This is a genomic window from Streptomyces sp. NPDC020958 (assembly GCF_055562175.1).
In genome coordinates this window covers 618,464-640,497 of record NZ_JBVHFU010000004.1, presented here as the reverse complement: position 1 = coordinate 640,497, position 22,034 = coordinate 618,464, and the positions used below count along the sequence as shown (strand labels likewise).

The following is a 22,034-nucleotide window of genomic DNA, read 5'->3' as shown; positions in this document are numbered from 1 at the left end:
CCGGACGGGCCCTGCAGAGGGCGGAACACGAGGCGGACACGGTTGAGCAGGGGCGGTTCTGCTTCGCCCGGTGCACGTGTGGCTGGCGGGGACCGGCGCGGCGGGCGAGAAGCCTGGCGCGTACGGACGCGGAGGGGCACCTGGCCGGCGGGTGAGACGCGGTCGGGTGCGGGGGTGTCGGGTGCGGGGGTGTCGGATGTCCGGTGTCGGGTGACACGCCTCACGGAGTGTTGTGCAGCGTGGCCAGCAACTCGTCCACCAGTTCCGCGTCCCTCGGCTGGGTCAGGCGGCGCCGGGCCTCCGCCGGCCGCAGCCACAGGATCCTGTCCACCTCGTGGTTCGGGGTGAAGTGGCCCTCCCCCGCCTCGCCCGCCCAGTAACGGACCTCTTTGGGGCGGCCGTTGGCGTAGTAGAGGGCGGTGGACAGCTCGCTGCCGAGCGTCGCCGTGCAGCCGGTCTCCTCCCCGACCTCGCGCAGCGCGGCCGTGCCGGCGTCCTCGCCCCGCTTGAGCTTGCCCTTCGGGTGGGACCAGTCGTCGTACTTGGGGCGGTGGACGAGGCAGACCTCCAGGTCGCCGTCGACCGGTGAGCGGCGCCACAGGACGCAGCCCGCCGCGTGTACCGGGGTGTCGTTCACACCGCCTCCAGCGGCTGCTCCTGCCACGCCTGCTGGAAGGCGAAGCGGGCCGCCTCCACCTCGTGCCGCTGGTCGGCGTGGAGGACGCCGAGGGCGTAGGCGGTCGCCGGGGCGATGCGCGGGGTGCGGGCGGCCGCGGCGGCCGCGGCGGCGGCCTCGGAGGCGTCCCGGTGCCGGTTCAGGGCCTGGCCGGCCGTGAGCAGCCGGACGTCCACGGGGGCGCCCTGGCCGCACAGCACCTCGCGGGCGTAGCGGTGCAGGCGCAGCAGCAGGCGGACCTGGTGCCAGGGACCGTCCTGGGGGTGCGGGGACGGGTCCGGGGACAGGCCGTGGACGAGGGCCTCCGCGTTGTAGGGGTGGCCGGCCGTGACCAGCGGGAGGGCCGCGATGGCGTCGGTGAGGCGTTCCTCGGCGGCGGCCGCCGCCGGGCGCAGGTCGGCGGTGGGGGCCGCGGCCGTCAGTGGGACCTCGCTGGCCAGCACCGCCACCTTGTCGGCGACCGCGTGGAAGCGGGAGGAGCCGAGCGCCTGGAGCGCCGTGGAGTGGGCCCGGGTGCGGGCGAGGGTCAGCTGGCGGTCCAGCAGGGCGCCCGCCTTCGCCGCGCCGACGGTGAGGTTGCCGCGGTCGGTCCGGACCTCCGAAGTGGCCTGGCCGGGCAGGGCGGTCGAGCCGGAGAGCCGGTGCAGTGCGAGCAGCAGCCGCTGCAGTCTGGCCTCGTACGCGTGCTCAAGACCCAACGTGCCCGACAGCCAGGCGAGTTCGGGGCGGATCTCCTCCGACCAGTCGGCCTCCAGGAGCGGTCGGAAGGTGTGCAGGCTGCCGCTGATGCGCCGGGCGGAGCGGCGCAGCGCACGGGCCGCGTCGACGGACTCCTCCGCCGCGCCCGCGGCCGCACCGGTCTCCCGGTGCAGCCGCAGCGCGCGGAGGAACTCCGTGGCCTGGGCGCGCAGGTAGCCCGCTAGGGCGTCCCCGCTGACGGCCCGGGCCGTGGGGTCCGTCGGTTCAAGGTGTTGCTGTGCCACGCCGGCGCCTCCGGGCGTCTATGAGCATCTCCTGGATGTTGCGCAGCGGCTGTCCGTCGGCGTCGGTCGCGTGCCGGGTCCATTCGCCGTCCGGGCCCAGGTGCCAGGAGGAGGTGGAGTCGGACATGCCGGTTTCGAGGAGCCGGGTGAGGGCTGCCCGGTGGGCCGGGTCGATGACCCGGACCAGGGCCTCTATCCGGCGGTCGAGGTTGCGGTGCATCATGTCGGCGCTGCCGATCCACACCTCGGGTTCGCCGCCGTTGCCGAAGGCGAAGACCCGGGAGTGTTCGAGGAAGCGGCCGAGGATCGAGCGGACCCGGATGTTCTCCGAGAGGCCCGTGACACCCGGGCGGATGGCGCAGATGCCGCGCACCCAGATGTCGACCGGCACGCCGGCCATGGACGCCCGGTAGAGCGCGTCGATGAGCGCTTCGTCGACCATCGAGTTGGCCTTGATGCGGACGAAGGCGGGGCGGCCCGCACGGTGGTGCTGGACCTCCTTGTCGATCCGCGCGATCAGTCCGTCGCGCAGCGACTTGGGTGCCACCAGCAGGCGGCGGTACGTCTCCCGGCGGGAGTAGCCGGAGAGGCGGTTGAACAGGTCGGAAAGGTCGGCGCCCACCTGCGGGTCGGCGGTGAGCAGCCCGAGGTCCTCGTACAGGCGTGCCGTCTTCGGGTGGTAGTTGCCGGTGCCGACGTGGCTGTAGCGGCGGAGGGTGTCGCCCTCCTGGCGCACCACCAGGGACAGCTTGCAGTGCGTCTTCAGGCCGACGAGGCCGTACACGACGTGGCAGCCGGCCTCTTCCAGGCGCTTGGCCCACTTGATGTTGGCGTGCTCGTCGAAGCGGGCCTTGATCTCGACCAGGACGAGGACCTGCTTGCCGGCCTCGGCGGCGTCGATGAGCGCGTTGACGATCGGGGAGTCGCCGGAGGTCCGGTACAGGGTCTGCTTGATGGCGAGGACGTCCGGGTCCTCGGCGGCCTGCTCGACGAAGGCCTGCACGGAGGTGGAGAAGCTGTCGTACGGGTGGTGCAGCAGCACGTCCCGTTCGCGCAGGGCCGCGAAGATGTCGGGCGCGGAGGCGGACTCCACCTCGGCGAGGTCGCGGTGGGTGCCCGCGATGAACTTGCGGTACTTCAGCTCCGGCCGGTCCAGACCGGCGATCCGGAACAGGCCGGTCAGGTCGAGCGGGCCGGGCAGCGGGTAGACCTCGGCCTCGCCGATCTTCAGCTCGCGCACCAGCAGGTCGAGGACGTCGCGGTCGATGGACTCCTCGACCTCCAGGCGCACCGGCGGCCCGAAGCGGCGCCGCATGAGTTCCTTCTCCAGGGCCTTGAGGAGGTTCTCGGCGTCGTCCTCCTCGACCTCCAGGTCCTCGTTCCTGGTGAGCCGGAAGGCGTGGTGCTCCACGACCTCCATGCCCGGGAACAGCTCCTCCAGATGGGCGCCGATGACGTCCTCGATGGGGACGTACCGGCCCGGGCTGCTCTCCAGGAAGCGGGACAGCGACGGCGGCACCTTCACGCGGGCGAAGTGCTTGTGGCCGCTGACCGGGTTGCGGACCACCACGGCCAGGTTCAGGGACAGGCCGGAGATGTACGGGAAGGGGTGCGCCGGGTCGACCGCCAGCGGGGTCAGGACCGGGAAGATCTGGTGCCGGAAGAGCGTGAAGAGCCGCGCCTGCTCCTTCTCGGTGAGCTCGGCCCAGCGGACCAGGTGGATGCCCTCCTCCGCGAGCGCGGGGGCGACGTCCTCGTGGTAGCAGGCGGCGTGCCGGGCCATCAGCTCACGGGAGCGGGCCCAGATCATCTCCAGCACCTCGCGCGGCTGGAGGCCGGAGGCGGACCGGGTGGCGACGCCGGTGGCGATGCGGCGCTTCAGGCCCGCCACCCGGACCATGAAGAACTCGTCCAGGTTGCTGGCGAAGATCGCCAGGAAGTTCGCCCGTTCCAGCAGTGGGGTGTTCGGGTCCTCGGCGAGTTCGAGGACCCGCTCGTTGAACGCGAGCCAGCTGCGCTCCCGGTCCAGGAACCGGCCCTGGGGCAGCCGGTCGCCGTCGAGCTGCGACTCCTCGTACGCGTCGAGGTCGGCGTCGATGTCGGGTTCGAGGTCGGAGACCGCGGCGGCCACCGTATGCGGGCGGTGCGCGGCTATGGAGCCCACGGAGGGCTGGGCGTGCTGAACCTCGGCTGCCTGGGCGTTCTGCTGACTCATGACCCCATTCTTCCGCGCCCGGGGCGTGACAGGCGCGTCGGAACGTGCGGGTGGGAGGTGGACGACCCCGTTTCCCGCGAACCCCTCGGGGGGCGGCGAAGGCTCTGGCACGGCGGGCTTCATTGGCTGAGCGTCGCAAGTCCGTCTGAACCAATGGTTACGAAGACATGGCGTGCGGGATAGCGGGGAGCGGCTCGGGGACGTCTGTGATCGACCGCGGGGGCGCCGGGGTTCACGAAAGCGACGATCCAGTACACCCTTCCCCCGAAGGAGGGACGCACGGGACCGACGCTTCCGGCCCCGGGACGGCCGGCGCGGCCCGCCTACGCGGGGGCCGCCGGGCGGATCTTGAGTGCCCGGAAGGAGCAGAGGACGGCGAGGACGGCGACGGCGAGGACGATCGCGGTCTCGGTGAGGTGGAGCGGCCAGAAGTGGGACGCGGGGTGGTAGGCGGCGAAGTGCCCGTGCGCGGTGGACCCCTCGGCCACCACCCAGTCGCCGTCGGGCAGGTCGAAGGCGTGCGGCCCGGTACGGGTGTCGGTGGACCACAGGTGCGGGCGGTAGTACGTCAGCACGGAGTTGAACAGCCACATCGCCCCGGCCGCGGTCCCCAGCGCGGCCAGCGCCCGCCCCAGCAGCAGCGCGGTGAGCGTGCCGACGGCGAGCGCGCACAGCGCGTACGCCACCAGCAGCGGGCCGCGTGCGGCGAACACCGAGGCGGAGGACCAGTCCAGTGTCCGGACCGGGTCGGCCTGGGCGGCGAAGGCCCAGCGGAAGACCAGGACGAGGGTGGTGCCGCCCAGGGCGAGCGCGAGGGCGGCCAGCGCCAGCTTGGTGGCCAGCCAGCGGGCCGGGGTGATGCCCTGCGTCCACGCCAGCCGGGCCGTCCCCGACTCCAGTTCACGACCGATCAGAGCGCCGCCCGCGAACGCGGCGGCGCCGACGAAGGCGTAGGTGATCAGGGTGCCGACCCAGTCCATCTGGGTCGGGTAGGTGAGCAGGAAGGCGAGCCGGTCGCAGGTGTCGGCGCAGGCCGGTCCCCGCAGGCCCGGGTCCTTCGGGGCGCCCTCCGTCAGCCACACCAGCCAGCCGCACGTCCCGGCCACGAACAGGGTCCAGATCAGCAGGGCCGGCCGGTGCAGCCGCAGCACGGTCCGGGGGAGCCCCGTCAGCGTCGGCGCGGTCATCCCCGGGCCGCCTTTCCGGTCAGGCGGCGCAGCACGAGGTAGCAGCCGAGGGTGAGCAGGGCCGTGACGGCGAGGAGGAGGGCCGTTGCGGTCAGCTGGAGCGGCCAGTAGTGGGCGTAGGGGTGATAGGCGACGTGGTACCGACCTCCGGTCCTGCCACCGCTCACCTGCCAGGACCCGGACGGCGAGAAGAAGAACCCGGGTCGGGTGCGGCCGAGGGCCGGCCACAGGTGGGGCAGCAGGGCCTGGGAGGAGACGCAGATCGCGCCCGTCAGCAGCAGGGCGACCGACAGCGCGGGCAGCGCGCGCCGCAGCAGCAGCCCCGCCAGGGCGCCCGCGGCCAGGCCGGCGAGGGTGAGGGCGACGATCGTGGGGCCGTTGGTGTGGAAGGTGAAGAGGTCGTACCAGGGCGCGGCCGTGTCGATACGGCCCCGGCCCGCGGTCCAGACCAGGTGGTGCAGCCAGGCCAGCAGGGCCGCCCCCGCGGTGACGGCGGCGGCCGGGACCGCCAGCCGGACGGTCAGCCAGCGGACCGGGCTGCTGGACTGCGCCCAGGCCAACCGGGCCGTCCCCGACTCCAGTTCCCTGCCGACGAGCGCCCCGCCCGCCCACGCGGCGACGAGGAAGGGCAGCGCGCACATGGTCAGGGTGCCGTAGTTGTACCAGTCCTTGTAGCGCAGGATCGCGCTCTGGTCGTACGCGCACGGGTCGCTGAACGCGCAGCGGTTGTACTGCCGCCAGCCCTCGGCGGCCGCGTCGGCGAACGGGCCCCGCAGGAGGATCAGCAGGACGGAGGTCAGCAGGACGAGGGCCGTCCAGGCGTACAGCGCGGGGCGGTGCAGGCGCAGCACCCAGCGGGTCAGGCGGGGCCTCATGGGTACGGTGAGGGCGGTCATACGGCGGCCTCGGCGGGGACCAGGGCCGGGGCCTCGGGGTTGCGGAGGTGGCCGAGGACCAGCTCTTCCAGGGTGGGGCTGTCGGTGTCCCAGTCGTCGGGCAGCGGGCCGGTCGGGCGGACCAGGGCGCTGAGCCGGCGGCCGGTGGTGCGGGACTCGACGACGGTGTGCGGGGCGAGCGGGGCGTCGGCGGGGGCGCCGACCCGGCGGTGGGCGGCCAGCAGGTCGTCGATCTCGCCGGCCAGCCGGACCCGGCCGCCGCCGATCAGCAGCAGGTGGTCGCAGGAGTCCTCCAGCTCGGCGACCACGTGCGAGGACATCGCGATGGTGGTGCCGTACTGGGCGGCCTGCACCATCAGCACGCCCATCAGTTCGTGCCGGGCCAGCGGGTCGAGGTCGGCCATCGGCTCGTCCAGGAGCAGCAGTTCGGGCCGCTTGCCGAGGGCGAGGGCCAGGGCGACGCGGGTGCGCTGGCCGCCGGAGAGGGTGCGGACCCTGGACCTCGGGTCCAGTGCGCCGGCCGCCACGATCCGCTCGGCGGCCGTCGCGTCCCAGCGCCCCGGGTTGAGGTCGGCGCCCATCCGGAGCGTCTCGGCGACCGTGAGCTGCGGGTACAGCGGCTTGTCCTGGGCGACGTAGCCGACCCGGGCGCGGGCCTCGGCCGGGGTGGTGCCGAGGACGGTCAGCGCGCCCTCGGTGGCGCCCAGCAGACCGGTGGCGAGGGCGAGGAGCGTGGACTTGCCCGCTCCGTTGGGGCCGACGACGGCACAGACCCGCCCCGCGGGCAGCCGGAAGGTGCAGTCGCGCAGCGCCCAGCCCCCGCGCCGGCCGAACCGCTTGCCCAGTGCCGAGGCCGCTATCGCGGTGTCGGTCATCAGTTGTCTCCCTGAAAGTGCTTTTCCAGTACGGCGGTGAAGAGCGCGGCCACGTCGTCGCGGTCCAGGCCGGCCTCGCGGGCCCGTGCGGCCCAGGCCTCCAGCTCCCCGCGCAGCGGGGACTCGGCCGGTGCGGTGCCCAGGGCGCGCCTCACGAAGGTGCCGAGACCGCGCCGGGCCTCGACCAGGCCCTCGCGCTCCAGCTCCCGGTAGGCCTTGAGGACGGTGTTGGGGTTGATGGCGGTGGCCTCGACCACCTCACGGGCGGTGGGCAGCCTGTCTCCCGGCCGCAGGTGCCCCAGGCGCAGGGCCTGCTTGGTCTGCTGGACGATCTGGACGTAGGTGGCGACGCCGGAGCGCCGGTCGATGCGGTACTCGACCACCCGTACAACCACCCTTTCACTAATTAAGTAGTGAAAGGGTGGTGGAAGTCGGCCCGGAAAGTCAAACGGAGTGGCTGTGGGCGCTCACGGCCGACGCGGGCATGATCATGATGAGGAGGGCGGCGGATCACCCGCCGGGCGGGCGGGACGAGGAGACAGGCATGGAGAACCCCTTTCGCGACGGAGGTCCGGCCGAGAGAGCCATGCCCTGGCTCTCGGCGGCCGTCGTCCTCCTCCTCGCCGGGGCCACCCTGGCCGGCGGCGCCGCACCGCTCGTCAAGGCAATCGCCGCGGCCGTCGCCGTCGCCGTGCTGGGCAGGTCCGCCCGCCTGATCAACCGCCGGCGACCGCCGGGGCGGTGAGGTGGGGTCAGGTCTCGGTGCGGTACATCAGGTCCGTCTCGTGGGTGGTGAAGCCCAGGCGTTCGTAGACCGTGACCGCCGCCGTGTTGTCCGCGTCGACGTAGAGCATCGCCGTCGGCAGGCCGCGTCCGGCGAGGTGGCGCAGGCCGATCGTGGTGAGGGACTTGCCGAGGCCGCCGCCCTGGGCGGCGGGGGAGACGCCTAGGACGTACACCTCGCCCAGGCCCTCCTCCTCGTGCACCTTCGTCCAGTGGAAGCCGACGAGTTCGCCCCCGCGCTCCGCCAGGAAGAAGCCGGCCGGGTCGAACCAGGGCTGGGCCTTGCGGTCGTCGAGGTCGCGCTGGGTGAGCGAGCCCTGTTCGGGGTGGTGGGCGAAGGCGGCGGCGTTCAGGGCGAGCCAGGCCGCGTCGTCCTTGCCGGGCACGAAGGCACGGACCGTCACGCCCTCCGGGAGCTTCGGGTCGGGCAGGTCGAGGTCCGTCAACGGACGGCGCAGCTGGCGCAGTTCGCGGAACAGGGTGAGGCCGAGGACCTGCGCGAGGTGCCGGGCCGCCGCGTGCCCGCCGTGCGCCCACACCCGCAGTCGCTTGCCGGTCGCCGCCAGCAGCGCGCTGCCCAGGGCGCGGCCGTGCCCGTGCCCCCGGTGGGACGGATGGACGACCAGTTCGGCGGCCGGTGCCTCCACCGGGTCCGTGTCCTCCAGCTGGGCGTAGCCCACGAGTTCGCCGCCGACGGTGAGGAGCAGATGGGAGACGCCGTCCCGGGGGCCCCCGCGCAGCTGGAGGCGGCCCTGCTCGGACACCGGCTGCTGGCCGTCGGCCCGCGCGGCCTCCGTGAGCAGCGTGAGGACGGCCTCGGCCTGGTCCTCGGTGAGCGCCGAGCAGGTGTCGACGGAGCGGGAGTACATGGGCGGCCGTGCGGTGTCGTCGCTGGTCATGCGTACGAGGGTACGGGCCCGCACGGGCGGAACGGGTGCACGGGTGAAGGTAAAAGGCGGGGCAAAAGGCAACCAGGATGTAACCAAGAAACCTCTGTTGCGCTACGCGCGTTGACCCTAGGCTGCGCCGGACCGGGCCACTTCTCAGCAGACCCACAGGGGGGTTTCATGCCGGCCACTTCCCGCCCGTCCGGACGCCGTGCCTACGCCGTGCTCGCGTCCGCCGTAGGGCTCGCCACCGCCGCCGCGCTCGCGAGCGCACTGCCCGCCGACGCGCACACCGGCGGCGGGCACGGACACCCGCGGCCGGGCCGCTACCAGGACGTCCAACTGCTCTCCTTCAACGACCTGCACGGCAACCTCGAACCGCCGGCGGGCTCCTCCGGCCGGGTCGCCGAGACCGAGGCCGACGGGACGACGAAGACGATCGACGCGGGCGGTGTGGAGTACCTCGCCACGCATCTGCGCGAGGCCCGTGCGGGCCACCCGTACTCCGTCACGGCCGCCGGCGGTGACATGGTCGGCGCCTCCCCGCTGATCTCCGGGCTCTTCCACGACGAGCCCACCATCGAGGCGTTGAACGAGCTCGACCTGGACGTGACGACGGTCGGCAACCACGAGTTCGACGAGGGCGCGAAGGAACTCGCCCGCCTCCAGGACGGCGGCTGCCACCCCACCGACGGCTGCTACACCGACAAGCGGTTCAAGGGCGCCGACTTCCCCTACCTCGCCGCCAACGTCCTCGACGAGAAGACGCACCAGCCGATCCTCAAGCCGTACTGGGTCTGGCAGAAGAAGGACGTGCGGATCGGGTTCATCGGCGTCACCCTGGAGGGCACGCCGGGCATCGTCTCCGCCGACGGCGTCAAGGGCCTCGCCTTCAAGGACGAGGTCGAGACGATCAACAAGTACGCCAAGGTGCTGCAGCGCCAGGGCGTCCAGTCGATCGTGGCGCTGGTCCACGAGGGCGGCTTCCCGAGCTCGTCGTCGTACAACTACGACTGCGACGCGCCGGGCGCCGGTGACGGCGTCTCCGGTCCGATCGTCGACATCGCGAAGAACGTGACCCCGGCGGTGGACGCCCTCGTCACCGGCCACACCCACAACGCGTACGTCTGCACGATCGACGACCCGGCCGGCCACCCCCGCATGGTCACCTCGGCCGCCTCCTTCGGCCGCCTGTACACCGACACCACCCTCACGTACGACCGCCGCACCGGCGACATCGCGCGTACGGCCGTGAAGTCCGCGAACCGCGTGGTCACCCGGGACGTCGCCAAGGCGCCCGACATGACCCGGCTGATCAGCAAGTGGAACGCCCTCGCCGCCCCCATCGGCAACCGCCCGATCGGCTACATCTCCGCCGACGTGGCCAACACCGGCACCGAGTCCCCGATGGGCGACCTCATCGCCGACGCCCAGTTCGCCTACGGCAGGGAGCTGGACCCGGAGACCGACCTGGCGCTGATGAACCCGGGCGGGGTGCGCGCCGGCCTCACCTACGCGGCCAAGGCCGGTGAGGGCGACGGGGTCGTCACCTACGCCGAGGGCTTCACGGTCCAGCCCTTCGCCAACACCGTGAACCTCCAGAGCTTCACCGGCGCCCAGCTGGTCCAGGTGCTCAAGGAGCAGGTGAGCGGGGGCAACGCGGCGGCCCCGAAGATCCTCCAGCCCTCGCGGAACCTGACGTACACCCTGGACCTGACGAAGACCGGCGCGGACCGCGTCGTCGGCGACTCGATCCGCCTCGACGGCAAGGCGATCGACCCGGCCGCCACCTACCGCGTCGCCACCAACTCCTTCCTCGCGGGCGGCGGCGACGGCTTCACCACCCTCGGCCAGGGCACCGACGACCTGGTCGGCACGGACGACCTGTCCGCCCTCGCGCGGTACCTGACGGCCAACTCCTCGGCGACGAACCCCCTCGCACCGCCGGCCGCCGACCGCATCACGATCGTGCGGTAGTCCCCCGTGCGGTAACCCACGGGCCCGGTGCGCGCACACGCGTGCACCGGGCCCGTTCTGTTTCATAAAACCTGTGTGAAGTTCCGTTCGGTTCCCCGTTGCTTCTGAAAATATGTCTCAGCTGTAATTCATTCATGTCTTAGCGAAAATGGCTTTTCTCGATGCGCGGATCACGTAATGTCTTCCTTGTCGAAAGCGAACGGCGCGGACGACAGAGCGAATGAATCGAAGGAGAAACCATGAGCTTCCGCAAGATTGCCCCGGTCAAGAAGCACCAGAAGCCCGCCCCCGCCCCGAAGAAGCCGGTGGCGAAGAAGCCGGCTCCGAAGCGTCGACCCATCGGCGACGAGTGCTGACAAAGAATTCACAGAAGTAATCCACATTAATTCACAGCCGAGAGGTACGTCATCATGAGCTTCCGCAAGATCGCCCCGGTGAAGAAGCACCACGAGCCCGCCCCGGCGCCGAAGAAGCCCGCCCCGAAGAAGCCGGCTCCGAAGCGCCGTCCCGTGGACAACGGCTGAGGCAGCGCACCGCGAGGCGGGGTCACCGGTCAGGCCTGATCGCGACCGGTGGCCCCGCCTCGGCCGTGCGCACCTCCGTGCGAAGGGAGTTGCCGACCATGAGAGAGGCCCGTGCCGCCTTCCGCCGTTTCTGGCCGCTGACCCGCGGCGACCGCAAGTGGCTCTGGATGATCATCACGTGCGTGGTGGTGTCCGCGCTCGCCGAGACCGCCGCGATCCTGCTCTTCGCGGACCTCACCGACAACGCCCTCAAGGCCGGTTCGCTGTCCGCCTTCTGGGGCCCGGCCGGCGCCTGGCTGCTGGTCGCCGCGGTCGGCGCGTTCGTCGGCTACCTCGGCAACTCGCTGGCCACCTGGACCGCCGAGAGATTCGTGCTGCGCCTGCGCGCCAAGGTCTTCCGGCACGTCCAGGACCTGCCCCCGCACTTCTTCCAGCGGCACCGCCAGGGCGACCTGGTCGAACGCCTCACCGGTGACGTCGAGGCCATCGAGCAGATGGTCGTCTCCGGTGTCGTCGGCACCGTCGCCGCCGCGTTCTCCGCCGTCTTCTACGCGACCGCCGCCTGCTGGCTGCGCTGGGACCTGGCGCTGGCCACCTTCGTCCTCGCGCCCCTGTTCCTGTTCGCCGCCCGCCGCTTCTCGGGCCGGATCAGGACCGCCTCCCAGGACGAGCGGGTCGCCGACGGCGCGATCACCTCCGTGGTCGAGGAGTCCCTCGGCAACGTCGTCCTCACCCAGGCCTACAACCGCCGCCGGGACGAGGAGAAGCGCCTCGACGTGGAGGCCCGCGCCTGGCTGCGGGCGAGCGTGCGCGGGGCCCGGCTCAGTGAGATGTACGCCCAGTTCGTCGAGGTCGTGGAGACCTTCTGCGTGCTCGCCGTCATCGGCCTGGGCGTCTGGGAGATCTCCGCGGACCGCATGACCCTCGGTCAGCTCCTCGCCTTCGCCGCGTTCCTCGGCTACCTCTACCCGCCGGTCCGCAACCTCGGCCAGCTCGGCCTCACCCTCACCGCGGCCACCGCGGGCGCGGAGCGCATCGGCGAGATCCTGGACGCCGAGCCCGCCGTCACCGACCCCGCCGAACCCGTCGGCCCCTGGCCGGTCCACGGCTGGGTCAGCTTCCACGACGTCTCCTTCCGCTACCCGGAGTCCCCCCGCGCCTCCCTCCGGGACGTCGGCTTCACGGCCGGGCCCGGCGAACTGATCCTGGTCACCGGCAAGAGCGGCGCTGGCAAGTCCACCGTCGCCAAGCTCCTCACCCGCTTCTACGACCCCTCCGCCGGCGTGATCTGCCTGGACGGCGTCCCGCTCACCGACGTACCCCTGGAGTTCCTCCGCGAGAACGTCGCCCTGCTCCCGCAGCAGACGCTCATCCTCAACGGCACGGTCCGCGAGAACATCGCCTGCGGCCGCCCCGGCGCCACGGACACCGAGATCGAGCAGGCCGCACGGGACGCCGCAGCCCACGCCTTCATCACCGCACTCCCCGAGGGCTACGACACCCCCATCGCCCCCGGCACGGCCGCCCTCTCCGGCGGCCAGCTCCAGCGGATCGCCATCGCCCGCGCGATGCTGCGCGCCGCCCCGGTCCTCGTCCTCGACGAGCCGACGGCGGGCCTGGACGCGATCGCCGCCCGCCAGGTCGTCGCCCCCCTGCGCACCCTGATGGCGGGCCGTACGACCATCATGATCACGCACGATCTCACGCTCGCCCCCGACGCCGACCGCATCCTGGTCGTGGACCGGGGCCGCCTGGTGGAGGCGGGCACCCACGCCGAACTCCTCGCCCACGGCGGCGCCTACGCGGACCTCGCCCACCCCCTTCCGGAGACGATCGCGCCGGACCCGGCCCCCGTCCTGGACGAGACGATGATCCTCAGGTGGTAGCTAGGGCTGCGGGGTGAGGGAACGGGGCGGGCGGACGCTCCAGTACCACTGGAGTACGGCGCCCAGGACGACGCCGACGGCCACCGGGACGCACACGATCAGCAGGAAGGGATGGTCCGAGCGCCCGGTGACGATCAGTGCGAAGCCGACCACCAGCATGAGGAACACCGACACGATCGTCCCGTACGCTCCCCACAGCCACGCCCTGCGGCGCACGGCCCCCCGCCGGATCCGCTCCTCGACGTCCGGGCGCGGCTCCCAGGTGAAGCTGCGCAGCGGCGCGGCGGCCAGGCACAGCTCGGCGACCTCGGCGTAGGGGTCGTCCAGCTGCCAGTCATTGAGCTGCCACAGCAGGAAGCGGCGGCCCCGGTGGTCGTACAGGTAGGTGAGCCACTGGGGTGCCCCCCGCCCGGAACCGCGCGGGGCCTGCTCGACCCGGATGTCGTATATCTCGGACCAGGCCCAGGTCCGCGCACGCACCGGCCCCTGTGCGGTGATGCCGGCGGCCGTGACCCTGGTGTGCGCCCGGAACTGCTCCAGCGCGACCCGCGCGACCGCCAGGACCAGCAGCACCGCGAAGACCGGCGGCCCCCACCGGTCGCTGCCGTCCCCGCCCCGGTCTCCGTAGAACCGGCTGGTCTGGATGAACGCGTTCACCACCAGTACCCCTGGCAGGACGAGGTACGCCAGCGGCGGCTTGCGACGCCTCCGGTACTCCCGCTCGACTCCACCCTCGCACACGATCCGTGCCCTCCCCAGGCGCACCGAACAGGCACGCGACTGAGGAGAGAGTACGGCGGCCCGCTGCGGGCCCCGATGCCAGGCCAGGGGTGTGCTTCGAGCCGGGCGACACCGGACCGTTCCACCTTCGCTCGAACGGGTGATCTGGCGTCATTTCGCCAGGTCAACGGCGTCGACTTACCTACCGTGATCGCGTTGCTTGTGCCGCAGGCACGCCCAGCCCACACTTGAGGAGGTGGTGTCACCTTGACCGCTCTCGCACAGGAGAGGCCCAAGACCATGTCCGAGGCTCAGGCCGAACTCTTCGACGGACCCGACCTGGACGAGGTCCTGTGGCAGGCATGGAAGGCAATGGAACTCCCCGAGGGCTACCGCGCCGAGATCATCGAGGGAGCCATCGAGGTGTCGCCCACCGGTCGTCTGTCCCACGCTCAAATCGTCAACCGCCTCCGCAACGCACTGGTGCGGTTCCTGGGTGAGGGAGAGCACGGGGCGTTTCAGGACACCAACGTCATCCACGAGCGCAAGGGATGGATTCCTGACATCCTCATCGCTCCCGAAGACCTGGAGCCGCACGGAGACGAGGAACAACTGGGGGTGGCTGCTTCTGCTGTCGCCCTCATCGCCGAGGTCGTCTCACCCGGCAAGCGCAACCAGGACCGAGACCGTGTCCGTAAGCGCCGTGAGTACGCCCGCGCCGGCATCCCCGTCTACGTGATCATCGACGATTATGACAGCCACGGCACGGTCACGGTCCTCACTGAACCTGACCCCGACAAGGCCGACTGGGTGGGAGTCCACCGCGTCCCCTACGGCACCGAGGTCACCGTTCCCGAAGGCCCGACGAAGGGCTTCGTGATCGGGGAGGCGATCACGGGACCGAAGCGCGGGTGATCACAGCCCACGAACAGGTGAAGCCGTCCTGATGCTGGACTGATGGGACCGTGACGGGACTACGGTGTGGATGGTGGCCAGTCTGACGGCTCGCCGCCCTCGGCGCTCGAGTCGTAGTCCGAGCGCATCCGCGTTGAGCGGGCTCAGGGTCGTGTTGGAGCGCGAATCAGCCTGCTCTTGCTCTCGAACCCAGGCGTCGAGGGCCTCCAGCCGGTACATGCGCGGCCACACGGCCCCATACGGAAGCTCGGCGGTCCTTGGCGGCTGGTGACGCCAGACGTAGAGGGTGTGGGGCGAGGGGCTCAGGTATTCGGCGTCTCGCCCGGTCAGGAAGGCCGTGCGTCGGGGGGGACAGGAACGGGCAAGGATCGACAAGAGCGGGCTGAGCCGACTCGAACGAGGGCAGTTTCGGCGATCTGCGCGGCGGTGAGCTTCTGCGCCAGCAGGTCTTCGACAACCGGCGATCGTCGCGACCATTTAGGTGTTCGCTTTTGGGCTTGGCAGAACCAGCTGCTTCACCTTGAGACCACCGCGCACTGGCCCAACGTGATGCTCCAGATACTGCCGTTCTCGGCGGGAGCCCCCCGAGACGAGCCGCCCCCTGTTCCTCGACTGCCTCATCGCCGTCAGCCGTTGTCTGGACCTCAGACAGCACCCCGCGGGCGAAGTCCTCAAAACCGCCGCCTGGTACAAGTCGAGCTACAGCGAGGTTGGAGTCAACGACTGCGTTGAGGTCGCCGACGGCCACCGGCATAGTTCCCGTCGGGGACAGCAAACTCCCGTCCGCCGGCCACCTCGTCTTCTCGGCCGTGTCCTGGTCCGTGTTCGTGGCCGGAGTCAAGAGAGAGGCCGGTCGCGCACATTCGGGCGATATATGCCCGAGGGCTTGATGCGCGAAGCGGCTATGGTCGAAGACCTGACGCGTCGCGGGAGGGCATCGGTCATGACCACTCACACCACGGAGAACGATCAGGTCATCCCGCAGATGCCGGAGCGGGGACGCCGGACACTTTGCGGGCAGAGCGCACACTCCTTGTGCCTGCGTTCATGGCCCGGTAGTGGGGCGTCAGCCGGGGGCGCTCGTCGAAGACACGAGTATCCGGTCGCCGGCATGGAGCGTTCCTGGGAGTCTCCACGACCCACAGATGGCTGCGGCCGTCGCGAATTGCCTTTGTTCGCTGTGCAGTTGACGTGTACAGTCCGTGTGGTCCTTGAGTGTGGACCGAGGGAACTTTGGGGGAAAGTGCATGTACAAGCGTAGACCGGCCGGACTCTTCGTCGTAGCCGTCGCCATGGTTGCGAGCGCCGCGATGACCAACTCGGCGTCTGCGGTAGACCTCGGTTACCAGGTGATCGATGTTCCCGGTGGCGAGGCGGATTGGGCTGCCGACCCGCATGGGACGACCATTCCTGGTGACTCTTTCAGGGTTTGTGACGAGAAGAGCGACGGCTATGCCGTGCTAGCCACGCTGGTCGCGATCGACTCCTTTGGAAATGAAACACAGACCATACGGAGCATCTCAACCAGTGGCCACGCGGCGGGGTACTGCAGCTCGTGGTCAACGGGGAACCTTCCGGAGAATACGAAGTTTCACCTTGACACCTATTTGGTGAAAAACAATACGGTCGATCCGGATTCGATTCGGATCCACACCGTGACCAGCTGATCCCCCCTCAGAATCCAGGGCTCTGATGTGAGGTTTTGAACGGTGTGATCCGATGCCCCTAGCATCCGCGGATGCTAGGGGCATCGGCCTTTGGAGAGATTGAGCTACGGCGCCTCCGGCGGAGCCGTAGGCGCCCCCGGTAGCCGTACGGTCGCCACGGTGCCGCCGCCGTTGGCATGGGCCAGAGTCACTTCGCCGCCTGCCTGCCGCACCGTGCGCGCCACGATCGACAGGCCCAGCCCCGAGCCCGGGAGGGCCCTCGCGCTCGGGGAGCGCCAGAAGCGGTCGAAGACGTGGGGGAGTTCGTCCTCCGCGATGCCGGGGCCGTGGTCGCGGACCGTGAGGACGCCCCGGTCCAGGGCCACCTCGATGGTGCCGCCCTCGGGGCTGAACTTCACCGCGTTGTCGAGGATGTTGACGATCGCCCGCTCCAGGGCGGAGGGTTCCGCGCGTACGAACCAGGGCTGGACGTCCGCCGTGATCGTCAGCTCCGGGCCGCGCAGGCGGGCGCGGCGCAGGGCCGCCTCGACCGTGTCCTGAAGGGCGACGACCTGGACGCGTTCGCCGCGCTGCCCCTCCGAGCGGGACAACTCCTGAAGGTCGCCGATCAGCGAGGCCAGCTCGGTCATCTGGGCCTTCACCGAGGCGAGCAGTGCCTTGCGGTCGGCGGGCGGGAGCGGGCGGCCGGTCTCCTCGCTGCGGGTGAGCAGTTCGATGTTCGTGCGGAGCGACGTGAGGGGGGTGCGCAGCTCGTGGCCGGCGTCCGCGATGAGCTGCTGCTGGAGCTCGCGGGAGCTGGCCAGGGACGTGGTCATGCTGTTGAAGGAGCGGGAGAGCCGGGCCACCTCGTCGTCCGCCTCCTTCTCCACCGGAATGCGGACGCTGAGGTCCTCGGTGCGGGCAACGTGTTCGACGGCTTCGGTGAGTTCGTCGATGGGGCGCAGACCGGCCCGGGCGACCGCGAGGCCCGCGGCTCCCGCGCCGAGGACTCCGACACCGGAGACGAGCAGGAGGATCAGGGCGAGGTCGTTGAGGGTGTTCTGGGTGCTCTTCAGGGGAAGAGCGTTGACCAGTCCGATGTAGGAGCCGCTCCGGGTCGCGAACACCTGGGTCATCACGCGTACCGCGGCGCCGTCCCTGTCGGTGCCGTTGCGGAAGTAGAGCGTGCCGGTGTCTCCGCTCCTGATGACGTTCTTGTCGTCCTGGGTGACCTTGACCTCGTCCGTGGAGCCGGGCATGAGGCAGATCGTGCCGTCCGCCGTGACCACCTGGCCGTAGTTGCTCCGGTAGTTGGTGTTGCCCTGGGGCGACTCGGAGCAGTCGGCGAGGGCGACGTCTATGGCCGCGCCCACTGCTGGCCCGTGCTGCTGCCTCTCCAGGTCGTTCCTGAGCTGGTCGTACAGCTTTCCCTGGACGATGAACCAGCACGTCACCGAGACCGCCGCCACCGCGAACGCCACCGCTGCCGCGACCAGCATCGACAGGCGGGCGCGGATCGGGAGCGCGCGGAAGCGGCGGGCGAGGGTGTTCACTCGGCGCCGCCCTGGCGCAGGACGTACCCGACGCCGCGCACGGTGTGGACGAGGCGGGGTTCGCCGCCCGCCTCGGTCTTGCGGCGGAGGTACATGACGTACACGTCGAGGGAGTTGGAGGAGGGCTCGAAGTCGAAGCCCCAGACGGCCTTGAGGATCTGCTCGCGGGTGAGGACCTGGCGCGGGTGTGCCATGAACATCTCCAGGAGGGTGAACTCGGTACGGGTGAGTTCCACCTGGCGGCCGGCCCGGGTCACCTCCCGTGTCGCGAGGTCCATGCGCAGGTCGCCGAAGGTGAGCGCCTCGTCCTCCTGGGCCGCTTCGGACACGGAGGCCGCGTAGGAGCTGCGGCGCAGCAGCGCTCGGATGCGGGCGAAGAGTTCGTCCAGCTCGAAGGGCTTGACCAGGTAGTCGTCGGCCCCCGCGTCGAGCCCGGTGACCCGGTCGCCGACCGTGTCGCGGGCCGTCAGCATCAGGATGGGGGTGGTGTCGCCCGCCCCGCGGATCCGGCGGGCCGCGGTCATCCCGTCCATCCGCGGCATCTGGATGTCCAGGACGATCAGGTCCGGCTTGTAGGCGGTGGCCTTCTCCAGGGCGTCCGCGCCGTCGACGGCGACCTCGGTCTCGTACCCCTCGAAGGCGAGGCTGCGCTGGAGCGCTTCGCGTACGGCCGGTTCGTCGTCGACGATCAGGATGCGCTGGGGGTCACGGTCGCCTTCGGCGGGGCTCATCGCTCGCGTTTCCTCGGGGTGCGGTGGGTCTCGGTCGGGACGTCTCTCAGCCTCGCATGTTTCCGGGCTGTCGCGTATGCGCGGCGGCTCAGCCGCGGACCAGGGTCATGCGGCTCAGCGGCACCTTGCGCTGGTGCGGCCGAGCGGCGGAGGTGCGCAGGCCCATCAGCTGCGGGGCCGGCACCAGCTCCGGGGCGCGGGGGGCCGGGGTCGCCGGGGTCGGCGGGGCCGCCTCGGTGGGGGCGTGGAGTTCGTACGCCACCGCGAGGGCCAGTACGAGGTCGGCGGGGGCGTTGCCGGTCACCTGGTGCGAAACCTGCTTGATCATGACGTACTCCCTGCTACGTGACTACGTGCTCGTGCGGGTGGTTCAGCTGGTGGAGCCGGACCGCAGCTTGGCCAGGTCGGCCTTCACGGTGTTGATCGGGATGGCGAAGCCGAGGCCGACGCTGCCCGCGTCCGAGGAGGACGAGGAGGAGCTCGAACTGGCCGAGTACATCGCCGAGTTGATGCCGATGATGTTGCCGCCGGCGTCGATGAGGGCGCCGCCGGAGTTGCCGGGGTTCAACGAGGCGTCCGTCTGGATGGCCTTGTAGGTCGTCGTCGACGAACCGGTGTCGCCGTTGAACTGGCGGCCGCCGAACGAGAACGGCCACTGGCCGTCGCCGCCCTGGCCCTGCTGGTCCTGGCCCTCGTCGGTGGAGACAGTGACGTCCCGGTTGAGCGCGGAGACGATGCCGCTGGTGACGGTGCCGCTCAGGCCCTCGGGGGAGCCGATCGCCACGACCGTGTCGCCGACCTGGACGCCGTCGGAGTTGCCGAGGGTGGCGACCTTGAGACCGGAGGCGCCCTGGAGCTTGATGAGCGCGAGGTCCTTGGCGCTGTCGGTGCCGACGACCTTGGCCGTGTACGACCTGCCGGTGCTGGTCGTCACCTTTATGGACTGGGCGCCGGAGATCACGTGGTTGTTGGTGACGATCTGACCGTCACTGGTGACGATCACGCCGGAACCGGTGGAGGTGCCGTTGCTGAGGGTCGCGGTGATCTCCACGACGCTCGGGCTGACGGCGGCGGCGATCGCGGCGACGTCGCCCTTCTTGCTGGAGGGGACCACGTTGGTGGTGGTGCTGCTGGAGACGACCTGGTCCTTGCCGGTCAGCTCCTGGAATCCGTACGCCGTGGCGCCACCGACCGCCGCGGCGACGATCGCGACCGCCGCGAGCAGGGCCATCGGGCCGCGGGCCCGCTTCTTCCCGCCGTGGACCGAGTGCTCGGCGCCGTCGGGCTGCTGCGCCGCCTGCCCCGGCTGGTGCGAGGGCGGGGGCGGCCACTCCGGGTTCACGGGGGTGGGAGTGGGAGCGGAGGCGTGCTGCTGCTGGGGGTACGCGCCCTGGTAGGCGTCACCCTGGGGACCCTGCGGGTTCTCGTACTCGCCGCTGCGGCGGAAGCTCTCGGTCATGACTAGAAGCTTGTCCCGCGACCATGAGAGCTTCCTGAGTGCCCGCTGAGAACGCCGCGAGAACCTCGTTTGCCCGATATAAGGGGTCGTTCATGAAGGTGTTCCTGTGGGTGCGGGGGCGCGGGGAACTGCCCGACCAGCCCCCACGCAGCCGCAGCCGGCGAACTACCCGCAGCCGCAGGAGCCGCGCACCACCAGTCGCGACGGGAACGTCTTCAGCCGCTCGCGCCGCGACCCCGCCACCCGCAGCCCGTCGTCCAGCACCAGGTCCACCGCGGCACGCGCCATCGCCGGCCGGTCGGAGGCGATCGTGGTCAGCGGCGGGTCCGCCAGCCCCGCCTCCTTGATGTCGTCGAAGCCGGCCACCGCCAGCTCCCCGGGCACGTCGATCCGCAGCTCCCGCGCCGCCCGCAGCACGCCGAGCGCCTGGTCGTCGGTGGAGCAGAAGATCGCCGGCGGCCGCTCGGGCCCGGCGAGGACGTCCAGCGCCACCCGGTACGCGTCGTACCGGTTGTACGGCGCCTCGAAGAGCCGCCCCTCGGTGGCCAGCCCCGCCTCCGCCATCGCCCGCTTCCAGCCCTCGACGTGGTCGGAGACCGGGTCGCCGACGGCCGGGGTGTCGGCCGTACCGCCCATGCAGGCCACGTACTCGTACCCGTGCTCCAGCAGGTGCCGCACCGCGAGCTGGGCGCCTCCGAGGTCGTCCGTCACCACGGCCACGTCGTCGATCGCCTCCGGCCGCTCGTGCAGCAGCACCACCCGGGCGTCCCAGGCGTCGATCTCGGCGGCGGCCAGGTCGTTGAGGGCGTGGGAGACGAGGATGAGGCCGGAGACCCGCATCCCGAGGAACGCGCGCAGATAGTGGACCTCGCGCTCGGCGACGTAGTCGGTGTTGCCGACCAGCACCATCTTTCCGCGCTCGGACGCGGCCTGCTCCACCGCGTGCGCCATCTCGCCGAAGAACGGCTGGCGGGCGTCCGGGATGATCAGGCCTATGAGGTCGGTGCGCCGCGAGGCCATCGCCTGGGCGACCCGGTCGGGCCGGTACCCCAGTTCCTTGATCGCGGCGAGGACACGCTCGCGCGTGGCCGGTGCGACCGGCCGGGGTCCGTTGTTGATGACATAGCTGACCACGGCGGTGGAGGTCCCCGCCAGCCGCGCCACATCATCCCGAGTCACCTTGGCCACGCGCGGAGTCTACGCGGATGGACCCGCGCTGGGCAGGGCGTATCGGAGCTTCGCTTGCGGAAGCAATGCCCGTCCGGGCGACGGTACGCCGCGCCCGGACGGCGACTACGCCTCCGCGGGCACCTCGACCGCGCCCAGGTCCGCCGATGCGTCCGCATCCGCCGCCTTTGCGCGCTCGGCCCGCGCCTCCCGCGCCTTGGCCTCGTCACCGCTCCGCTCGCCCTTCTCAGGCGTAACGAATCGATAACCGACGTTCCGTACGGTGCCGATCAGGGACTCGTGCTCGACGCCGAGTTTGGCGCGCAGCCGTCGTACGTGCACGTCGACGGTCCGGGTGCCGCCGAAGTAGTCGTACCCCCAGACCTCCTGGAGCAGCTGTGCACGAGTGAACACCCGGCCGGGGTGCTGGGCCAGGTACTTGAGCAGCTCGAACTCCTTGAAGGTGAGGTCGAGGACCCGGCCCTTGAGCTTCGCGCTGTAGGTCGCCTCGTCGACCGAGAGGTCGCCGTTGCGGATCTCCATGGGGGAGTCGTCGGCGACGATCTGCTGACGGCCCATGGCGAGCCGCAGCCGCGCCTCGACCTCGGCGGGGCCCGCGGTGTCGAGGAGCACGTCGTCGATGCCCCAGTCGGCGGTGACGGCGGCGAGGCCGCCCTCGGTGACGACCAGGACCAGCGGACAGCCGGGGCCGGTGGACCGCAGCAGCTGGCAGAGGCTGCGCACCTGCGGCAGGTCGCGGCGGCCGTCGATCAGGATGACGTCAGCGCCCGGGGTGTCGACGAGGGCGGGGCCTTCGGCCGGGGCGACCCGCACGTTGTGCAGGAGCAGGCCGAGGGCCGGCAGCACCTCTGTCGACGGCTGGAGGGCGTTGGTCAGGAGCAGCAGAGAACTCATTTGTCTGGTTCCTCCTCGGTCCCTGCGAGGACTGTGTGC

20 protein-coding genes and 1 pseudogene are annotated in these 22,034 nt (G+C 71.0%); 6 read left to right on the top strand and 15 right to left on the bottom strand.

The features are described from left to right. Positions 1 to 220 precede the first annotated feature (220 nt). The 7 genes from ACZ3KP_RS16870 to ACZ3KP_RS16840 all read right to left on the bottom strand — a co-directional run bounded on the left by ACZ3KP_RS16870 (position 221) and on the right by ACZ3KP_RS16840 (position 7,215). Positions 221 to 637 (bottom strand): NUDIX hydrolase, encoded by a 417-nt coding sequence (locus tag ACZ3KP_RS16870; protein WP_467500213.1) that lies wholly within the window; start codon positions 635 to 637, stop codon positions 221 to 223. Continuing rightward, complete coding sequence (locus ACZ3KP_RS16865) at positions 634 to 1,659, bottom strand: CHAD domain-containing protein (protein WP_467500211.1); 1,026 nt, start codon at positions 1,657 to 1,659, stop codon at positions 634 to 636. The genes ACZ3KP_RS16870 and ACZ3KP_RS16865 overlap by 4 nt, the downstream gene beginning before the upstream one ends. Then, on the bottom strand, positions 1,640 to 3,997 hold the full coding sequence (locus tag ACZ3KP_RS16860; protein ID WP_467500209.1) for an RNA degradosome polyphosphate kinase: 2,358 nt from the start codon (positions 3,995 to 3,997) through the stop codon (positions 1,640 to 1,642). The genes ACZ3KP_RS16865 and ACZ3KP_RS16860 overlap by 20 nt, the downstream gene beginning before the upstream one ends. Before the next feature lie 200 nt (positions 3,998 to 4,197). Then, a complete protein-coding gene (locus tag ACZ3KP_RS16855; RefSeq protein WP_467500207.1) occupies positions 4,198 to 5,061 on the bottom strand; it encodes a hypothetical protein in 864 nt (287 codons plus the stop codon). Continuing rightward, on the bottom strand, positions 5,058 to 5,957 hold the full coding sequence (locus tag ACZ3KP_RS16850) for an ABC transporter permease (protein WP_467500205.1): 900 nt from the start codon (positions 5,955 to 5,957) through the stop codon (positions 5,058 to 5,060). The genes ACZ3KP_RS16855 and ACZ3KP_RS16850 overlap by 4 nt, the downstream gene beginning before the upstream one ends. Further along, the gene (locus ACZ3KP_RS16845) at positions 5,954 to 6,832 is read right to left on the bottom strand and encodes an ABC transporter ATP-binding protein (protein WP_467500203.1); all 879 of its coding nucleotides are present in this window, start codon (positions 6,830 to 6,832) and stop codon (positions 5,954 to 5,956) included. The genes ACZ3KP_RS16850 and ACZ3KP_RS16845 overlap by 4 nt, the downstream gene beginning before the upstream one ends. After that, positions 6,832 to 7,215, bottom strand: a complete 384-nt coding sequence (locus ACZ3KP_RS16840) for a GntR family transcriptional regulator (RefSeq protein ID WP_132892108.1) — start codon at positions 7,213 to 7,215, stop codon at positions 6,832 to 6,834. Before ACZ3KP_RS16840 ends, ACZ3KP_RS16845 begins: the two co-directional genes overlap by 1 nt. Before the next feature lie 161 nt (positions 7,216 to 7,376). On the opposite strand from ACZ3KP_RS16840, the gene ACZ3KP_RS16835 reads away from it, so the two are divergent. After that, positions 7,377 to 7,577 carry a hypothetical protein gene (locus tag ACZ3KP_RS16835; protein ID WP_467500201.1) on the top strand — a complete coding sequence of 67 codons (201 nt, stop codon included), beginning with the start codon at positions 7,377 to 7,379 and terminating at the stop codon, positions 7,575 to 7,577. Positions 7,578 to 7,584: 7 nt separating this feature from the next. On the opposite strand, the gene mshD is transcribed toward ACZ3KP_RS16835, so the two are convergent. After that, positions 7,585 to 8,514 carry a mycothiol synthase gene (mshD, locus tag ACZ3KP_RS16830; RefSeq protein ID WP_467500199.1) on the bottom strand — a complete coding sequence of 310 codons (930 nt, stop codon included), beginning with the start codon at positions 8,512 to 8,514 and terminating at the stop codon, positions 7,585 to 7,587. 168 nt (positions 8,515 to 8,682) lie between these two features. Here mshD and ACZ3KP_RS16825 point away from each other — a divergent pair, with 168 nt between their 5' ends. After that, positions 8,683 to 10,479 (top strand): bifunctional metallophosphatase/5'-nucleotidase, encoded by a 1,797-nt coding sequence (locus ACZ3KP_RS16825; RefSeq protein WP_467500197.1) that lies wholly within the window; start codon positions 8,683 to 8,685, stop codon positions 10,477 to 10,479. Positions 10,480 to 11,101: 622 nt separating this feature from the next. Next, positions 11,102 to 12,889: an ABC transporter ATP-binding protein gene (locus ACZ3KP_RS16820; RefSeq protein WP_467500195.1), complete on the top strand. Its 1,788-nt coding sequence runs from the start codon at positions 11,102 to 11,104 to the stop codon at positions 12,887 to 12,889. Here the strand turns inward: ACZ3KP_RS16820 and ACZ3KP_RS16815 are convergent, their stop codons facing one another. Further along, entirely contained in the window at positions 12,890 to 13,630 is a 741-nt protein-coding gene (locus ACZ3KP_RS16815; protein ID WP_467500193.1) for a PH domain-containing protein, read from the bottom strand. Positions 13,631 to 13,876: 246 nt separating this feature from the next. Between ACZ3KP_RS16815 and ACZ3KP_RS16810 the strand changes: the two genes are divergently transcribed. The 3 genes and pseudogenes from ACZ3KP_RS16810 (at position 13,877) to ACZ3KP_RS16800 (ending at position 16,191) form a co-directional block, all read left to right on the top strand. Continuing rightward, positions 13,877 to 14,524, top strand: a complete 648-nt coding sequence (locus tag ACZ3KP_RS16810) for a Uma2 family endonuclease (RefSeq protein WP_467500191.1) — start codon at positions 13,877 to 13,879, stop codon at positions 14,522 to 14,524. 601 nt (positions 14,525 to 15,125) lie between these two features. Next, positions 15,126 to 15,414: pseudogene (locus ACZ3KP_RS16805) on the top strand (DUF397 domain-containing protein). Between the two features lie 357 nt (positions 15,415 to 15,771). After that, entirely contained in the window at positions 15,772 to 16,191 is a 420-nt protein-coding gene (locus tag ACZ3KP_RS16800) for a hypothetical protein (protein ID WP_467500189.1), read from the top strand. 104 nt (positions 16,192 to 16,295) lie between these two features. Here the strand turns inward: ACZ3KP_RS16800 and ACZ3KP_RS16795 are convergent, their stop codons facing one another. The 6 genes from ACZ3KP_RS16795 to ACZ3KP_RS16770 all read right to left on the bottom strand — a co-directional run bounded on the left by ACZ3KP_RS16795 (position 16,296) and on the right by ACZ3KP_RS16770 (position 21,995). After that, on the bottom strand, positions 16,296 to 17,723 hold the full coding sequence (locus ACZ3KP_RS16795) for a sensor histidine kinase (RefSeq protein WP_467500187.1): 1,428 nt from the start codon (positions 17,721 to 17,723) through the stop codon (positions 16,296 to 16,298). Continuing rightward, entirely contained in the window at positions 17,720 to 18,454 is a 735-nt protein-coding gene (locus tag ACZ3KP_RS16790) for a response regulator transcription factor (protein ID WP_132892101.1), read from the bottom strand. The genes ACZ3KP_RS16795 and ACZ3KP_RS16790 overlap by 4 nt, the downstream gene beginning before the upstream one ends. An 88-nt stretch (positions 18,455 to 18,542) precedes the next feature. Next, positions 18,543 to 18,782: a hypothetical protein gene (locus ACZ3KP_RS16785; protein ID WP_467500185.1), complete on the bottom strand. Its 240-nt coding sequence runs from the start codon at positions 18,780 to 18,782 to the stop codon at positions 18,543 to 18,545. A gap of 42 nt (positions 18,783 to 18,824) precedes the next feature. Beyond that, the gene (locus tag ACZ3KP_RS16780; RefSeq protein WP_467500183.1) at positions 18,825 to 19,913 is read right to left on the bottom strand and encodes a S1C family serine protease; all 1,089 of its coding nucleotides are present in this window, start codon (positions 19,911 to 19,913) and stop codon (positions 18,825 to 18,827) included. Positions 19,914 to 20,078: 165 nt separating this feature from the next. Then, positions 20,079 to 21,101 carry a LacI family DNA-binding transcriptional regulator gene (locus ACZ3KP_RS16775; RefSeq protein WP_387153652.1) on the bottom strand — a complete coding sequence of 341 codons (1,023 nt, stop codon included), beginning with the start codon at positions 21,099 to 21,101 and terminating at the stop codon, positions 20,079 to 20,081. A gap of 105 nt (positions 21,102 to 21,206) precedes the next feature. Continuing rightward, a complete protein-coding gene (locus tag ACZ3KP_RS16770; RefSeq protein ID WP_132892097.1) occupies positions 21,207 to 21,995 on the bottom strand; it encodes a response regulator transcription factor in 789 nt (262 codons plus the stop codon). Positions 21,996 to 22,034: the final 39 nt, after the last annotated feature.

What these genes read in the sequence shown, in the direction of transcription:
- ACZ3KP_RS16780 (WP_467500183.1), bottom strand. Translation starts at nt 19,913, where the DNA reads ATGACCGAGAGCTTCCGCCGCAGCGGCGAGTACGAGAACCCGCAGGGT.
- ACZ3KP_RS16785 (WP_467500185.1), bottom strand. Translation starts at nt 18,782, where the DNA reads ATGATCAAGCAGGTTTCGCACCAGGTGACCGGCAACGCCCCCGCCGAC.
- ACZ3KP_RS16820 (WP_467500195.1), top strand. Translation starts at nt 11,102, where the DNA reads ATGAGAGAGGCCCGTGCCGCCTTCCGCCGTTTCTGGCCGCTGACCCGC.
- ACZ3KP_RS16790 (WP_132892101.1), bottom strand. Translation starts at nt 18,454, where the DNA reads ATGAGCCCCGCCGAAGGCGACCGTGACCCCCAGCGCATCCTGATCGTC.
- ACZ3KP_RS16825 (WP_467500197.1), top strand. Translation starts at nt 8,683, where the DNA reads ATGCCGGCCACTTCCCGCCCGTCCGGACGCCGTGCCTACGCCGTGCTC.
- ACZ3KP_RS16855 (WP_467500207.1), bottom strand. Translation starts at nt 5,061, where the DNA reads ATGACCGCGCCGACGCTGACGGGGCTCCCCCGGACCGTGCTGCGGCTG.
- ACZ3KP_RS16800 (WP_467500189.1), top strand. Translation starts at nt 15,772, where the DNA reads ATGTACAAGCGTAGACCGGCCGGACTCTTCGTCGTAGCCGTCGCCATG.
- ACZ3KP_RS16850 (WP_467500205.1), bottom strand. Translation starts at nt 5,957, where the DNA reads ATGACCGCCCTCACCGTACCCATGAGGCCCCGCCTGACCCGCTGGGTG.
- ACZ3KP_RS16770 (WP_132892097.1), bottom strand. Translation starts at nt 21,995, where the DNA reads ATGAGTTCTCTGCTGCTCCTGACCAACGCCCTCCAGCCGTCGACAGAG.
- ACZ3KP_RS16835 (WP_467500201.1), top strand. Translation starts at nt 7,377, where the DNA reads ATGGAGAACCCCTTTCGCGACGGAGGTCCGGCCGAGAGAGCCATGCCC.
- mshD (WP_467500199.1), bottom strand. Translation starts at nt 8,514, where the DNA reads ATGACCAGCGACGACACCGCACGGCCGCCCATGTACTCCCGCTCCGTC.
- ACZ3KP_RS16845 (WP_467500203.1), bottom strand. Translation starts at nt 6,832, where the DNA reads ATGACCGACACCGCGATAGCGGCCTCGGCACTGGGCAAGCGGTTCGGC.
- ACZ3KP_RS16860 (WP_467500209.1), bottom strand. Translation starts at nt 3,997, where the DNA reads ATGAAGCCCGCCGTGCCAGAGCCTTCGCCGCCCCCCGAGGGGTTCGCG.